We start from the raw sequence: 14,041 nt of genomic DNA on the forward strand, positions 1-14,041 counted from the left end.
CATGCTGGCCTACGTGATCCATGACAAGGACGACGGCAACGGCCGAATGGCCGCGCTTGCCCGCAGGCTGGCGGCGCAGGGGCTGCGGCTGGCGGGCGCGGTGCAGACCAACCTGAACCGCAGCGCCGACTGCGCCTGCGACATGGAGCTGACGGTGCTGGGCACGGACGCCGCCCCGATCCGCATCTCGCAATCCCTGGGCGAGGGCTCGCAGGGCTGCCGGCTGGACGCGGACGGGCTTGAGCGGGCGGCGGCGCTGGCGGCATCGGGTCTGGACGGCGCGGACATCGCGCTGGTCAACAAGTTCGGCAAGCAGGAGGCCGCGGGCCGGGGCTTCCGCGATTTCATCGCCGCAGCCATGGCCGAGGAGATCCCCGTCCTGATCGCCGTCGCGCCCGAACTGGTTGCCGCCTTCACCGCTTTCGCGGGCGATTACGCCACGCCCCTGACCTGGGCCGAGGCGGAAGCCTGGTGCCGGGCCACCCGCCGCGTCCCCGCATGACCGCCACGCCAGAGATCGACGCGCGGCATCTCCTCTGTCCCCTGCCGGTCCTGAGGCTGCGCCGGGTGCTGGCGTCCCTGCCGCAAGGCGCAACCGTCGCGCTGGTCGCGACGGACCCGGCCGCCGTCCTCGACGTTCCGCATTTCTGTGCCGAGGGCGGGCACGAGCTGCTGTCCTCGGAGCCCCTGCCCGACGGCGCGCGCCGCTACCTGGTCCGGCGCGGCTGACCTTGCGTCCCGCGCGCGGTGATGCTTCTGTCCTGCCCGGAAGGCGGTCGAGGGAGGAACGCCCGTGCTGGCGATCTTTCTCAAGACGCTGCCGTTCTTTGCGCTGATCGGGACCGGCTGGCTGGCCGGACGGCTGCGGCTTTTCTCGGCCGAGGCGACGGCGGCGCTGACGAAGTTCGTCTTCTACTTCGCGCTGTCGGCGATGCTGTTCGGCTTCGCCGCCGCGCTGGACATCCGGCAGCTCTTCGACCCGCGCTTTGCGCTGGCCTATGTGGCAGGCTCGGCCGCCCTGTGGCTGCTGGTCGCGGCCGTGGCGCGCGGCCGCGGCGCATCCCCCAGCGAGGCGGCGATGCTGGCCCACACCTCGATCATCGGGAACACGGGCTTTCTCGGGGTGCCGATGCTGGTCGTGCTGCTGGGGCAGGCCGCGGTCGGGCCGGTGCTGATGGTGCTGACCATCGACATGGTCGTGTTTTCCACCCTCATCACGCTGATCGTCGCGGCCGGGCGGCATGGCCGCATCGGCCTGGGCACGCTGCTGCCGGTCCTGCGCGGCCTGATCGGCAACCCGATGATCGTGGCGATGCTGGCGGGCCTGGGCTGGTCGGCCCTGCGCCTGCCGCTGCCTCCGCCCGCGACCGAGTTCCTGACGCTGCTGGGCGGGGCCGCGACTCCGGGCGCGCTTTTCGCCATCGGCGCGTCGCTGGCCTTGCAGCCCGCGCGGCTGCCGGCGACCGCCGCGACGCTCAGCCTCGTCAAGTTGGTCCTGCACCCGGCCGCGGTGGCCCTGGCCGCCTGGGCGCTGGCGGTCGAGCCGACCGCCGCCGGGGTCATGGTCGCCGCCGCAGCCCTGCCTGTCGCGGGCAATGTCTATATCCTCGCCCATCATTTCCGGCTGGCCGAGGAACAGGTCTCGGCGGCGATCCTGCTGTCCACGGCGGCCAGCATCCTGACGCTGCCCATCGTCATCCATCTCATCACGAAAGGCTGAACCTCATGCGGACGATCTCGGACCTGTCGCTCGACAACCTGCGCCTGGACGTTGACGACGACGGCATCGCGACCGTGACGCTGAACCGCCCCGCCAAGCGCAACGCGCTGGACGCGGCCACGGTCGAGGAACTGGTCGACGTGTTCTCGCTTCTTCCGCGTTCGGATGTCCGCGCCTGCGTGCTGCGCGGCGAGGGCACGCATTTCAGCGCGGGCCTCGACCTGGTGGAACATTACCACGCGGACCGCAGCGCCTCGGACTTCATGCATGTCTGCCTGCGCTGGCACGAGGCGTTCAACAAGATGGAATACGGCGGTGTCCCGGTCATCGCCGCGCTGAAGGGCGCGGTCGTGGGCGGCGGGCTGGAACTCGCCTCGGCCGCCCATATCCGGGTCGCGGACCATTCCACCTATTTCGGGCTGCCCGAGGGGCAGCGGGGCCTGTTCACCGGGGGCGGCGCGACGATCCGGGTCGCGGACCTGATCGGCAAGGCGCGGATGATCGACATGATGCTGTCGGGCCGCCTGTACCGCGGGCAGGAGGCCGTGGACGTGGGCCTTGCCCAGTATCTGGTCGATGACTCCGAGGCCAAGGCCTACGAGATCGCCCGCGCCGCGGCCCAGAACCCGCCCTTGTCGAACTTCGCCATCTGCTCGGCCATCAGCCACATGCAGAACATGAGCGCGCTGGACGCGGCCTATGCCGAGGCGGTCGTGGCGGGCGTCGTGAACACGCAGGAGGCCGCCAAGGCGCGGCTGGAGGCCTTTGCCAGGGGCACGGCTGCCAAGGTGAAGCCGCAGTGACCGTGCCGGGCATCACGGACTGGGACGACGCTTATGCCAACATCGTCCACATCCCCGGCGGGGCCGAGTTCCCCGACCGCTGGCTGCGTGACGCCGCCGCCTTCCGCGCCACCCGGGCGCCCGAGGCGGTGGGTGGAGGCGAGTTCCATCTTCCCGAAGGCGCGCCCCGGGGTCTGATGGTCTTCATCCACGGCGGCTACTGGATGAAGTTCGGGCCCGCGTGGTTTTCCCATCTCGCGCAGGGTGCGCTGGCGCGGGGCTGGGCGGTGCTGCTGCCGGGCTATCCGCTGGCGCCCACGGGCACGCTGTCCGGGATGCGGGATGCCGTGGCCGCCCAGGTCGCCGCGGCGGCTGAGCGGGTCGCGGGGCCGATCGCCCTGACCGGACATTCCGCCGGCGGTCACCTCGCCGCGCGGCTGATCTGCGACGACAGCCCCCTGCCCGCGCCGGTGCTGGCGCGCATCCGGCGCTGCCTGCCGATCTCGGGTCTCTTCGACCTGCGGCCGCTGCAGCAGACGGCCATGCGCGGCGACCTTGGCCTGACGGACGAGGTCGCGCGGCGGGAAAGCCCGCTGTTCCACCTGCCCGCCCGCGACCTGGACCTGCACATCTGGGTCGGGGCCGATGAGCGGGCGGTCTTTGTCCAGCAGTCGCGCCTGATCCACGCGGCCTGGGCGGGTTGGCCCGACCGCACCGACCTGACAGTTGAGCCCGGCCGGCACCACCTCGACGTCATCGACGGGCTGGCCGATCCCGCACATCCGCTGACCGAGGCGCTTCTGGGCGGTTTCTGAACGCGAAGGCGGGCGGCCATCGGCCGCCCGCCCGTGTCATCCCTGCCGTCCGATCAGCTGCGGCCCGACGAGCCCGAACCGCCCGAGGTGCCGCCGGACGAGCCCGAGGTCGGACCCGCCGAGCCCGCGCCGCTGGCGCCCGTCGTGGACGAGGCCCCGCTCATGCTGCCCGAGGACGAGCTGGCCGACCCGCTGCCGGTCCCGGTCCCGGCGCCGCCCGAGCCGCCGGAACCCGAGCTGCCCGAGCCCGAGCCGCCCGAGCCGGACCCGCCGGAACCCGAACCGGAGCCGCCGCTGCCGGAACTGCCGGAGGACGCCCCGCCCGAGCTGCCGGAGCCCGAGGACTGGTCCGACGATCCGCTGGACATGCTGCCGCCATAGCCGCTGGACGAGCCGCCGCGCCCCTTGATGCGCAGGTTGTTCTGGACATGGCTCACGCCCATCACGCGCTCGGCGACGTCCTCGGCGCGGCGCTTGTCCTCGCGGCTGTCCACATGGCCGGTCAGCGTGACCTCGCCGCCCTTGACCTCGATCTCGATGTCCGAGGCGTCGATCATGTGGTCGTCCGACAGCCGGTCCGAGACATCCTCGCGGATGCGTTCGTCCGAACGGGAATAGCCCTTGGGACCCCGCCCGCGATGGGACATCCCCTGGCCCTGGCCGCCGCCATAGGCGCCGCGGAACGATCCGTCCTCGCTCCAGGTGTCCACGCCGCGGCCGTAGCCCGCGCCCGCCGCGCCCATGCCGGAGCCCATTCCGCCCCCCATGCCGCTGCCGCGCCGCGCGCCCATGCCGCCGCCGTAGCCCGAGCCGTGTTCGCCCGAATAGGCCGAGCCATAGCCGCCCGAGCCGCCCGAATAGCCGGACGAGCCGAAGTCCGAGCCGCGCCACTGATCGCCGCGCTGGCCGCCACCCTGGCCGCCGCCACCGGCGCCGCGGCCCTGGTCGCCGCCCCCGTAGCCGCCGCCATAGCCCGCGCCGGACCCGCCGGAGGAGCCGCCGCTCAGGTTGCGGCCGGCATAGTCATGGCTGGTGGACGTGCCCCGGCCCGACTGACCGTAGCCGCCTCCACCGCCGTAGCCGCCACCGCTGCCATAGCCGCCCCCGCCGCTGCCGTAGCCGCCGCCATAGGCGCCACGGCCCTGGTCGCCGCCGGAGTCGCGTCCCGAAAAGCCGCGGTTCCCGTAATCGTCGCGGTCGCCCCCGCGGAACCCGCCGCCGCTGCTCTCGCCGCCACGATATCCGCCGCCGCCGTAATCGCCGCTGCGGCCATAGCCGCCGCCGTAATCGCCGCCGCGCGAGCTGCGACCCTGGTCATGGCGGCTATATTCCGAAGGGCCGGCCCAGTCGCGGTCGCTGATCATGCCCGGATGGTCGGGGTCGCCATAGCGGCGGCTGGCCCGCAGCTCGTCATCGCGGTCGTTCCGGCCCGGCTCGCGGCGCCGATAGCCCTGGTCGTAGCGATTGTCGTCTTGCATTGGGAACATCCTCCTTTTGCAGCGCCGCTGTGGCAGCGCCGACACGAGGACAATGTTTTTGCAGCCTGCTTGGTTTGCGGGCAGGACGAAAAAAAGGATGACGGCCCCTCTGCGGCCGTCATCCTCAAGGGCAAGGCCGCTCAGGCCTCCTGCTTGCCGGGCGCGAGGTTCCCGTCCTTCTGCACGTCCTTGCGCGAGGATACGCGGGCCGCGCGGATCGCGTCCTCGAGGATGTCCAGCGCTTCCTCGAAGACCGCATCGGGGACGGTCAACGGCGGCAGGAAGCGGATCACGTTGCCGTGAACCCCGCAGGTCAGCAGGATGAGGCTGCGGCTCAGCGCTTCTTCTCGCACCCGGTTGGTGAACTCGGGACTGGGCTTGTCGGTGCCTGCCACGTTGAACTCCACCGCGTTCATCAGGCCGGGACCGCGGATGTCCACGATCTCGGGCACGTCGTCGCGCAGTGAGGCAAGGCGCTGCTTGAGCCGCTGGCCCAGCCGCTCGGCGCGCTCGGCCAGGTCTTCCTCCTCGATCACGTCCAGCACGGCATGGGCGGCGGCAACGCCCAGCGGGTTGCCGGCATAGGTGCCGCCAAGGCCACCGGGGTTCGGCGCGTCCATGACCTCGGCCCGGCCCGTGACGGCGGAGATCGGCAGGCCGCCGCCCAGGCCCTTGGCCATGGTGGTGATGTCGGCGGCGACCCCGTGATGCTCCATCGCGAACAGCTTGCCGGTGCGCGCAAAGCCGGTCTGCACCTCGTCGGCGATCAGCAGCATCCCGTGATCGTCGCAAAGCTGGCGCAGCTTCTGCATGAAGCCCGAGGGGACGGGATAGAAGCCCCCCTCGCCCTGCACGGGCTCGACGATGATCGCAGCCACGCGGGCGGGATCGACATCGGCCTTGAACAGCTTGTCCAGCGCCGCCAGCGCGTCATCCTGCGACACGCCGTGCAGTTCGTTCGGGAAGGGCAGGTGCCAGACATCGGGCATCATGGCGCCGAAGCCCGCCTTGTAGGGCTGGACCTTGCCGGTCAGCGTCATCCCCATGAAGGTCCGGCCGTGGAACGCGCCGGTGAAGGCCACGATGGCGCTGCGGCCGGTGGCGAAGCGGGCGATCTTGATGGCGTTCTCGACCGCCTCGGCGCCGGTGGTGGCGAAGATCGTCTTCTTCGGGAAGTCGCCGGGGACCAGCCGGTTCAGCCGCTCGGCCAGGGCCACGTAGTTCTCGTAGGGAACGACCTGGTGGCAGGTATGGGTGAAGCGGTCGAGCTGGTCCTTCACGGCCTGCACGACCTTGGGATGCCTGTGGCCGGTGTTCACCACCGCGATGCCGGCGGCGAAGTCGATGTAGCGATTGCCGTCCTTGTCCCAGATCTCGGCATTCTCGGCGCGCTCGGCATAGATCTGCGTGGTCATTCCCACGCCGCGCGAGATGGCGGCGTTCTTGCGGTCGGTCATCGTGGTCATCGGTCGCTCCCTCGGCATCCGGCGGCGCTTCCCGGCGCCGGCCGGCCTCATCTGTAACCTGTGAACCGTCTTGCACAATGGGGTGTTTGCTTGGTCAAGGCCCGCACAGCCGGCCCCATTTCCGACAGCCCGAAGGCAGGCCATGTTCCCGATCCGAGACCACAACCCTTCCACGGGCACGCCCCATGTGACCCGCGCCCTGATCCTGCTGAACGTCATGCTGTTCCTGCTGACGGCGCCCTGGGCGGGCGGCATGGTGGGCCTGTGGGAAGGGCTGGCGCTTTATCCGGTCGCGGTGGTGCATGGCGAGCTGCTGTGGGGCTGGTTCACCCACATGTTCCTGCACGCGGGCCTGCTGCACCTGGGCGGCAACATGCTGTTCCTGTGGATCTTCGGCGACAACCTGGAAGACCAGATGGGTCATCTCGGCTTTCTGCTGTTCTACCTGGGATGCGGGCTGGTGGCCGCGGCCGCGCAGGTTCTGGCCGAGCCCTCCCTCGGCGTGCCGATGGTCGGCGCCTCGGGGGCCATCGCGGGGGTGATGGGGGGCTACCTGCTGATGTTCCCGCGCGCCAAGGTGGACGTGGTGGCCATCATCATCATCTTCATCAAGATGTTCACCATCCCCGCCTGGGTGATGCTGGCCGTGTGGTTCGGGGTCCAGCTCGTGTCGGGCTACGCGATGATCGGAGGCGAGTCGGGCGTGGCCTACTGGGCCCATGCGGGGGGCTTCGTCGCCGGGGTGGTGCTTGCCATCCCCCTGTTCCTGCGGCGCGGCGGACCTGCCTTCTGGCGCATCACCCAAGGCCATCCGCCGCATCCGGCGGTGGAATATGCGCCCAGCCGCATCCCGCAGGTGCGCCGCTAGGGCCTGACCCCCCGGCTCATGTGGCGCTTGCCGGCAAAGCCGGGGGCACGCTCGACGGTGAAGCCTGCCGCCGCCAGCGCCCGGCGGACATGGCCTGCGGCGGTATAGGTGGCGAAACTGCCGCCCGGCGCGGTGTGGCGGCCGATCTCGGCCATCAGCGCATCCGACCAGAGTTCCGGGTTCTTGGCGGGCGAGAAGCCGTCCAGGAACCAGGCATCCGCCGCCCCCTGCCAGGCGGGCAGCGTTTCCCGGGCGTCGCCCTGGATGACCTCGACCGTGACCTGCCCCACGCGGAAGCCTGCCCTGCCCCAGCCTGCACGCAACTCGGCCGACAGCGCGGCCAGTTCGGGGAAGGCCTCATGGGCGCGGGCAAGGTCCCCCGGCGTCATCGGGAAGGCCTCGAAGCTGGTGAAGCGCATGGGCACGGTCGCGACCCGGGCCAGCGCCAGAAGGTTCAGGCCGGTGCCAAAGCCCGTCTCGGCCACGTGAAAGCCGGGGCGCAGCCGCCGGGGAAGGTCATTCCCCGCCAGAAAGACATGTCGCGTCTCCTCCAGCCCGCCGGCGAGGCTGAAGTAGGGGTCGTCGAAGCGCCGCGAGACGGGGATCGCGCCGCGCCAGTCCAGGCCGCTCTGGTCGTCGTGGGTCATCGGCGCTAACTCCTTGCCGCGCGGCTCATGCGGAAAGGATAGGGCGATGGCAAGCACGGTGACGGTGATGGGCGCCGGGATCTTTGGCCTGTCCTGCGCCTGGGAATGCCTGAAGCGCGGCGCGCGGGTCCGGGTGATCGAGGCCGCCCGCGTCGGCGCGGGTTCCAGCGGCGGCACGGTGGGGGCGCTGGCGCCGCACGCGCCGGAAAACTGGAACGCCAAGAAGCAGATGCAGCTTAACGCGCTGGTCGCGGCCGAAGGCTGGTGGGCCGCGATCGCGCAGGCGGGCGGCACCGACCCCGGCTACGCCCGGACCGGGCGGGTCCAGCCCGCCGATCCCGCCACGCTGGACCGCCTGCGCGCCCGCATCGCGGCGGCAGCCGAGGTCTGGCCCGCCCCCTTCCGCATGGAACTGACCGACGCGCCGCAGGCCGCGCTGCTGCCGGTCAGCGAAAGCGGGCTTTATCTCACCGATACCCTGACCGCCCGCCTGTCCCCCCGCCGCGCAGGAGCCGCACTGGCAGCGGCGATCCGCGCCAAGGGTGGCGTCATCGAGGAAAACGCGGGGCCGCAGTCGCCGGATGATAGGGACGGCCCGGTGATCTGGGCCACCGGAGCCGCAGGTCTTGCCGCCCTGTCCGTTGACCTGGGACGCAGCATCGGCACCGGGGTCAAGGGCCAGTCCGCCCTGCTGGCCTACCCGGCCCCGGACGCGCCGCAGGTCTTTGCCGTCGGCCTGCACATCGTTCCGCACGCAGATGGCACCGTGGCGATCGGCTCGACGTCCGAGCGCGACTTCGACGATCCCGCCGGCACCGACGCCCAACTCGACGCGCTGGTCGAGCGCGCCCGCGTCCTCTGCCCCGTGCTGAGGAATGCCCCCGTGATCGACCGCTGGGCCGGTGTCCGCCCCCGCGCGGCCAGCCGCGCGCCGCTGCTGGGCCATTGGCCGGGTCGCCCCGGCCATTTCGTCGCGAACGGAGGCTTCAAGATCGGATTCGGCATGGCCCCCGCCATCGCCGCCCTGATGGCCGAGCTGGTCCTTCTCGACCGCGACCGCATCCCTGACGCGTTCCGCCTGACCTGAGATGGCTGCCTGCCCTGCCGCCGCCCCGCATCCGGGCAGTGGATCATGCAGCCTGCCTCGACCGCGCAACCCTTCCCGGGGCGGCCGCCTTCCGCCCGGTGCTAGTCGCGGGTAAAGCGCCGCCGCGCGTCGGCATGGATGTTGCGCTTCAGTTCCAGCAGGGCGATCTGCCGTTGCAGCCGCTTGCGCTCGACCTCGTCCTCGACCTGGTCCAGCACGGCGCGCTTGGCCTCGATGTCCTTGGCGAACTGCACCTCGGGCGGCAGGAAGCCGCCGTCCGCCATCATCCGGTGCAGCACGTCGTCGGCCGTCTCGCGCAGGCGGACAGGGTCGAGCGGCTTGCCCTCGCCTGCCAGCCCCTGAAGCTCGCCATTGGCCGCCGCCTCGTCGATGCGGCGCTGTGCGATCAGATCGAACCAGTGCGTCAAAAAGTCCTCAGCTGCTCCAGCGCGGCGCGGGTGCGGGCGATGTCCTCGTCCAGATCGGCCAGCTTGCCGCGCGTTTCCTCAATGACCTCGGGATCGGCGTTCTGGGCAAACTTGGGGTTCGACAGCCGGCCCCGCAAGCCCGAGGCGTCCTTTTCCGTCTTCGCCAGTGCCTTCTCGAGCCGTGCCGTCTCGGCGCCCGCGTCGATGACATCCCCGATGGGCAGCGCGAAGGAGGCACCGGGCGCCGCGACCGCGATCATCCCCCGGCCCGCCGTGCCATCGGCGGGCGCGTTCACCCGCGCCAGCCGCTCGAGCAGCGGCGCGTTGGCGGCCAGCGCCGCGCGGGCGGCCGCGTCGGCCTCGGTCACGACCAGGTCGAGCTTCGCGCCCGCAGGCACCCCCATCTGGGCGCGGGCGGAACGGATGCCCTCGATCAGCCCGATCACCCAGTTCATCTCGCGGTCGGCCTGCGCGTCGATCAGCTCGGGCCCGTAGTCCGGCCAGTCGCCATGCACCAGCATGGTCGAGCGGTTGCCGGTCAGCGCCCAGATGTCCTCGGTGACGAAGGGCATGATCGGGTGCAGCATGGTGATCGCCTGCTCGATGACCCAGCGCATGGTGGCACGGGTTTCGGCGGCATGTTCGCCGTCGAACAGCGGCTTGGCGAATTCCACGTACCAGTCGCAGAGCTTGCCCCAGACGAACGCGTAAAGCCCCTGCGCCGCGTCGTTGAAGCGATAGGCCCCCAGCGCCTCGTCCAGCGCCAGCCGCGCCCGTGCCGTTTCGCCCATGATCCAGCGGTTGACCGTGTGCTGCGGCGCAGGCTGTCCCGCGGGCGCGTCAAAGACGCCGTTCATCTCGGCGAAGCGGGTCGCGTTCCAGATCTTGGTGACGAAATTGCGGTTCGCCTCGACATGCTTCGGCCCCAGCTTGGGGTCGCGGCCCATCGCGGCCATGCTGGTCAGGGTGAAGCGCAGCGCATCCGCGCCGAACTGGTCGATCAGGTCTAGGGGGTCGATGACGTTGCCCTTGGACTTGGACATCTTCGCGCCCTTCTCGTCCCGGACGAGGCCGTGGACATAGACGGTGCGGAACGGCACCTCGCCCACCACGGCCAGCTGCATCATCATCATCCGGGCGACCCAGAAGAAGATGATGTCGAAGCCGGTGATCAGCGTGTCGGTAGGGAAATACTTGCGCAGCTCGGGCGTGTCCTCGGGCCAGCCCAGCGTCCCGATGGGCCACAGCCCCGACGAGAACCAGGTGTCCAGCACGTCCGGGTCGCGCCACACGGGATAAACGATGCGGGTCGGATCGCCCGTCGTCTCGTATTCGGCCAAGCCCACGGCAAAGGCGTGCAGCGCCGCGTCCCGATCCTCGACCTCGATCACCGAACCCGCCGCGATGGGGGCAGGCTGGGCGGCAAGCTCGTCGAAGAATTTCGCCCGCACCTCGTCGAAGCTGGCGGCGCAGTGCTGGATCTCGCCCGGGCGGACCAGTTGGTCGTCGTTCAGCAGGCGCAGCATCTCGACCGGGTCAAGCTCGCCGTCACCCTGGTCGTCGCGGAAGTCGGGTGCCTCCAGGTCAAGCCCGTACCACACCGGGATCTGGTGGCCCCACCAGAGCTGACGGCTGATCGTCCAGGGCTCGATGTTCTCGAGCCAGTGGAAATACACCTTCTCGTGCTGCTCGGGGATGATCCGGGTCCGGCCCTGGCGCACCGCGTCGATGGCGGGCTGCACGATCTTGGCGGTGTCCACGAACCACTGGTCCGTCAGCATCGGCTCGATCACCACGCCCGAGCGGTCGCCGAAGGGCTGCATGATCTTCTTGCGCTCGACGTAAGGCGCGCCCTCGGCGTCGGTGACGGCCAGCCCCTCGGCGTTGATCGCCTCGACCACCCGCTCACGCGCCTCGTAGCGGTCGAGCCCGCGCAGCTCCTCGGGGACGAGGTTGACGGTGGAAACGTCGCCCACGTCCTCGCCCCGGGCCGCAGCGGTCGCGATCGCGGCGCTTTCGGCATAGGACAGGCCATCCTCGCGCATCCGCGCCTGACCGTCCATCAGCGCATACAGCGGGATTCCGTTCCGCTGCGCCACGCCATAGTCGTTGAAGTCATGCGCCCCGGTGATCTTCACCGCGCCCGAGCCGAAGTCCGGATCGGGATATTCGTCGGTGATGATCGGGATCAGGCGGCGGTGTTCCCTGGGTCCGACCGGGATCTCGCAGAGCTTGCCGACAATGGGGGCATAGCGCGCATCGTCGGGGTGGACCGCCACCGCGCCGTCGCCCAGCATCGTCTCGGGCCGGGTCGTGGCGATGGAGATGTAGTCCCGCATCTCGCGCAGGGTCACGTTGCCGTCGGCGTCGCGTTCCACGTATTCATAGGTCTCGCCGCCGGCCAGCGGATACTTGAAGTGCCACATCTGGCCATCGGTCTCGCGGTTCTCGACCTCGAGGTCCGAGATCGCGGTCTCGAAGCGCGGGTCCCAGTTCACCAGCCGCTTGCCCCGGTAGATCAGGCCCTTGTCGTACATGTCCACGAAGACGCGGATCACGGCGTCGTGGAAGTTGCCGCCCTCGCCCTGCGGGGCGCCGGGCGCGCCGGACATGGTGAAGGCGTTGCGCGACCAGTCGAGGCTCGCGCCCAGCCGCCGCAGCTGGGCCGTGATGGTGCCGCCGGATTCGCGCTTCCAGGCCCAGACCTTCTGCAGGAAGGCCTCGCGCCCGATCTCGCGCCGGCCGGGTTCCTGCGCGGCGGCCATCTGGCGTTCCACCACCATCTGCGTGGCGATGCCCGCGTGGTCCTGCCCCGGCTGCCACAGCGTGTCGAAGCCGCGCATCCGGTGCCAGCGCACCAGGATGTCCTGCAGGGTGTTGTTCAGCGCGTGGCCGATGTGCAGGCTGCCGGTGACATTCGGCGGCGGGATCACGACCGAGAAGCTGGGCGCCCCCGGTTTCGCGTTCGCGCCCGCGGCGAAGGCGTTGGTCCGGTCCCATTCGGCCGCGATGCGGGCCTCGGCTGCGGCGGCGTCGAAGGTCTTGTCCATGCTCATCGGTCGGTCCCCTTGCTTGGATCGGACTTACCGAAGCAAGGGCCACGGGCCAAGGGGCAAGCGGACGGATCAGCCCGCGTGCTCGCGCGGGCCGACAAGGGCGAACCACGCGCCCTGCGGATCGGTGCAGGCGGCGATGAAGGCCCCGCCCGGCACCTCGACCGGGCCATGGGCGATTGTCCCGCCCGCGGCCTTGACCCGGCCGATCGCCTCGACGATGCCGTTCGCGCCGAAATAGGGCAGCCAGACGGGCATGGGCGCGTTCCCGAGGCCCATCATCCCGCCGATGTCCGTGCCCTTGTGGCGGAACAGCTGGTAGATGCCCATCGACCCCATGTCCATCGCCTCGCCTTTCGTCCAGCCGAAAAGCCCGGCGTAGAAGTCGAAGCCCGCCGCAGGGTCGGTTGTCATCAGCTCGTGCCAGTTCCCATGGCCCTCCTTCGCCTGATCGAAGGCGCCCTCGCCGCGTTCGGCCCTGGCGACGTCCCCGGCGCTCATGCCGTCCATGTCGGGCTCGAGGATGCCGAAGACCGCGCCCTGCGGGTCGGCGGCGATGGCGAAGCGGCCGGTGCCGGGGATGTCGGCCGGGCCGCGCATCACCCGGCCGCCCGCGCGGGTGATCTCTCCGGCGGTCCGGTCGCAGTCATCCACGGCGAAATAGATCAGCCAGTTCGGCGGCGGCGCGGCTTCCTGACCCGCAAGCGACATCATTCCCGCCACCATGTCGCCGCCCGAGCGCGCCAGCAGATAGGTGAAGTCCTTCATCCCCGCGTCGGCGACCTGCCAGCCCAGCACCCCGGCATAGAAGGCACGCGCCGCCTCGAGGTCGCCTGTCCCCAGCTCGTACCAGCAGGGATTGCCCTGATAGCCCATGTCTTTCTCCCCCCTGTCCCGCGCGGCCCCGGCGCGGGACAATGCCGCGCCGGGCTTCTGCATCGCGTCCCTCAGGCCCGGTCGCTGTCGAAGATGGTCTCGAACCCGGCCCAGATCATGCGCTTGCCGTCAAAGGGCATGTCGGGCATCGGCTTGCCCTCCATCGCGGCCCTCATCTTCCGGCCCGCCTCCTCGCAGGTGGCGCGGTCGGGCCAGCCGGCCCAGGACATGACGATGACCTCGCCATCCTTCGCATCCACCGCCCGGTACATGTCGGTCAGCTTGCCATGGGGCACGTCGTCGCCCCAGCTTTCGTGGTTGCCCAGGCAGCCGCTGGGCCGGAACATCTCCTCCCAGGCCGAATGGGCGAGCTTCTCGAACGCGTCGCGGTTGCCTTCGGGCACGGGGGTCAGGAAACCCTGGTAGTAACCGCCGCCCTTGTCGCTGCCATCGGCGACAAGGGACTGGAAGCCCCCGAAGATCATGCGCTTGCCGTCATAGGGCAACTCGCCCATCGCATTCGCGAATTCCTCGCGGTTTTCCATGATGTCGGCCCAGGCGGCGTCCGAGGTCGCCTTGTCGGGCCACTCCACCCAGGCGAAGACCACGGCCTCGTCGTCCCTGGCCTGCACCGCCCGCAGGAAGTCGGTCTGCGTTCCGGGCTGGATGTCCTCGCCCCAGGTCTCGACCATGCGCGCCGCGCCGCGCGACTGCATCAGGGGCCAGCTGCGGCGCAGGCTTTGCAGGTACTTGTCTCGCTTGTCCTTCGGCACGGGAGTGACCGATCCGGTATAGTAAGGCATCTCGCGTCCTTTCCGGTG

14 protein-coding genes are annotated in these 14,041 nt (G+C 70.4%); 7 read left to right on the forward strand and 7 right to left on the reverse strand.

What is annotated here, in order from left to right:
• Position 1 precedes the first annotated feature (1 nt).
• The 5 genes from CK240_RS07945 to CK240_RS07965 all read left to right on the forward strand — a co-directional run bounded on the left by CK240_RS07945 (position 2) and on the right by CK240_RS07965 (position 3,317).
• The gene (locus CK240_RS07945; RefSeq protein ID WP_095639814.1) at positions 2 to 502 is read left to right on the forward strand and encodes a DUF2478 domain-containing protein; all 501 of its coding nucleotides are present in this window, start codon (positions 2 to 4) and stop codon (positions 500 to 502) included.
• On the forward strand, positions 499 to 729 hold the full coding sequence (locus CK240_RS07950; RefSeq protein WP_095639815.1) for a sulfurtransferase TusA family protein: 231 nt from the start codon (positions 499 to 501) through the stop codon (positions 727 to 729). Before CK240_RS07945 ends, CK240_RS07950 begins: the two co-directional genes overlap by 4 nt.
• Positions 730 to 793: 64 nt before the next feature.
• A complete protein-coding gene (locus tag CK240_RS07955) occupies positions 794 to 1,720 on the forward strand; it encodes an AEC family transporter (RefSeq protein WP_095639816.1) in 927 nt (308 codons plus the stop codon).
• Between the two features lie 5 nt (positions 1,721 to 1,725).
• Positions 1,726 to 2,523, forward strand: coding sequence for a crotonase/enoyl-CoA hydratase family protein (locus tag CK240_RS07960; protein ID WP_095639817.1), 798 nt, complete (start codon positions 1,726 to 1,728; stop codon positions 2,521 to 2,523).
• On the forward strand, positions 2,520 to 3,317 hold the full coding sequence (locus CK240_RS07965; protein ID WP_240517338.1) for an alpha/beta hydrolase: 798 nt from the start codon (positions 2,520 to 2,522) through the stop codon (positions 3,315 to 3,317). The genes CK240_RS07960 and CK240_RS07965 overlap by 4 nt, the downstream gene beginning before the upstream one ends.
• Positions 3,318 to 3,370: 53 nt before the next feature.
• Here the strand turns inward: CK240_RS07965 and CK240_RS19440 are convergent, their stop codons facing one another.
• Positions 3,371 to 4,795 carry a BON domain-containing protein gene (locus CK240_RS19440; protein WP_167649994.1) on the reverse strand — a complete coding sequence of 475 codons (1,425 nt, stop codon included), beginning with the start codon at positions 4,793 to 4,795 and terminating at the stop codon, positions 3,371 to 3,373.
• 140 nt (positions 4,796 to 4,935) lie between these two features.
• Entirely contained in the window at positions 4,936 to 6,261 is a 1,326-nt protein-coding gene (locus CK240_RS07975; RefSeq protein ID WP_095639819.1) for a 4-aminobutyrate--2-oxoglutarate transaminase, read from the reverse strand.
• Positions 6,262 to 6,403: 142 nt separating this feature from the next.
• On the opposite strand from CK240_RS07975, the gene CK240_RS07980 reads away from it, so the two are divergent.
• Complete coding sequence (locus CK240_RS07980; protein WP_095639820.1) at positions 6,404 to 7,129, forward strand: rhomboid family intramembrane serine protease; 726 nt, start codon at positions 6,404 to 6,406, stop codon at positions 7,127 to 7,129.
• Here the strand turns inward: CK240_RS07980 and mnmC2 are convergent.
• Positions 7,126 to 7,776, reverse strand: coding sequence for a tRNA (5-methylaminomethyl-2-thiouridine)(34)-methyltransferase MnmC2 (gene mnmC2, locus CK240_RS07985; RefSeq protein ID WP_095639821.1), 651 nt, complete (start codon positions 7,774 to 7,776; stop codon positions 7,126 to 7,128). The genes CK240_RS07980 and mnmC2 overlap by 4 nt on opposite strands.
• A gap of 46 nt (positions 7,777 to 7,822) precedes the next feature.
• Here mnmC2 and CK240_RS07990 point away from each other — a divergent pair, with 46 nt between their 5' ends.
• Positions 7,823 to 8,863 carry an NAD(P)/FAD-dependent oxidoreductase gene (locus CK240_RS07990; RefSeq protein ID WP_095639822.1) on the forward strand — a complete coding sequence of 347 codons (1,041 nt, stop codon included), beginning with the start codon at positions 7,823 to 7,825 and terminating at the stop codon, positions 8,861 to 8,863.
• A gap of 101 nt (positions 8,864 to 8,964) precedes the next feature.
• Here CK240_RS07990 and CK240_RS07995 read toward each other — a convergent pair whose 3' ends face one another.
• From CK240_RS07995 to CK240_RS08010, 4 genes are all read right to left on the reverse strand, one after another.
• Positions 8,965 to 9,291: a DnaJ family domain-containing protein gene (locus CK240_RS07995; RefSeq protein ID WP_095639823.1), complete on the reverse strand. Its 327-nt coding sequence runs from the start codon at positions 9,289 to 9,291 to the stop codon at positions 8,965 to 8,967.
• Positions 9,288 to 12,347, reverse strand: coding sequence for a valine--tRNA ligase (locus tag CK240_RS08000; RefSeq protein ID WP_095639824.1), 3,060 nt, complete (start codon positions 12,345 to 12,347; stop codon positions 9,288 to 9,290). The genes CK240_RS07995 and CK240_RS08000 overlap by 4 nt, the downstream gene beginning before the upstream one ends.
• A 69-nt stretch (positions 12,348 to 12,416) precedes the next feature.
• A complete protein-coding gene (locus CK240_RS08005) occupies positions 12,417 to 13,220 on the reverse strand; it encodes a VOC family protein (protein WP_095639825.1) in 804 nt (267 codons plus the stop codon).
• 71 nt (positions 13,221 to 13,291) lie between these two features.
• The gene (locus CK240_RS08010; RefSeq protein ID WP_095639826.1) at positions 13,292 to 14,023 is read right to left on the reverse strand and encodes a DUF1428 domain-containing protein; all 732 of its coding nucleotides are present in this window, start codon (positions 14,021 to 14,023) and stop codon (positions 13,292 to 13,294) included.
• Between the last annotated feature and the right edge of the window lie 18 nt (positions 14,024 to 14,041).

Origin of the sequence: Paracoccus salipaludis (assembly GCF_002287065.1) — a bacterium.
GTDB classification, from domain to species: domain Bacteria; phylum Pseudomonadota; class Alphaproteobacteria; order Rhodobacterales; family Rhodobacteraceae; genus Paracoccus; species Paracoccus salipaludis.

Excerpts from the sequence above, each read along its gene's own strand:
- mnmC2 (WP_095639821.1), bottom strand. The coding sequence starts at position 7,776 with ATGACCCACGACGACCAGAGCGGCCTGGACTGGCGCGGCGCGATCCCC.
- CK240_RS07960 (WP_095639817.1), top strand. The coding sequence starts at position 1,726 with ATGCGGACGATCTCGGACCTGTCGCTCGACAACCTGCGCCTGGACGTT.
- CK240_RS08010 (WP_095639826.1), bottom strand. The coding sequence starts at position 14,023 with ATGCCTTACTATACCGGATCGGTCACTCCCGTGCCGAAGGACAAGCGA.
- CK240_RS07975 (WP_095639819.1), bottom strand. The coding sequence starts at position 6,261 with ATGACCACGATGACCGACCGCAAGAACGCCGCCATCTCGCGCGGCGTG.
- CK240_RS07990 (WP_095639822.1), top strand. The coding sequence starts at position 7,823 with ATGGCAAGCACGGTGACGGTGATGGGCGCCGGGATCTTTGGCCTGTCC.
- CK240_RS19440 (WP_167649994.1), bottom strand. The coding sequence starts at position 4,795 with ATGCAAGACGACAATCGCTACGACCAGGGCTATCGGCGCCGCGAGCCG.
- CK240_RS08005 (WP_095639825.1), bottom strand. The coding sequence starts at position 13,220 with ATGGGCTATCAGGGCAATCCCTGCTGGTACGAGCTGGGGACAGGCGAC.
- CK240_RS08000 (WP_095639824.1), bottom strand. The coding sequence starts at position 12,347 with ATGAGCATGGACAAGACCTTCGACGCCGCCGCAGCCGAGGCCCGCATC.
- CK240_RS07950 (WP_095639815.1), top strand. The coding sequence starts at position 499 with ATGACCGCCACGCCAGAGATCGACGCGCGGCATCTCCTCTGTCCCCTG.
- CK240_RS07945 (WP_095639814.1), top strand. The coding sequence starts at position 2 with ATGCTGGCCTACGTGATCCATGACAAGGACGACGGCAACGGCCGAATG.
- CK240_RS07980 (WP_095639820.1), top strand. The coding sequence starts at position 6,404 with ATGTTCCCGATCCGAGACCACAACCCTTCCACGGGCACGCCCCATGTG.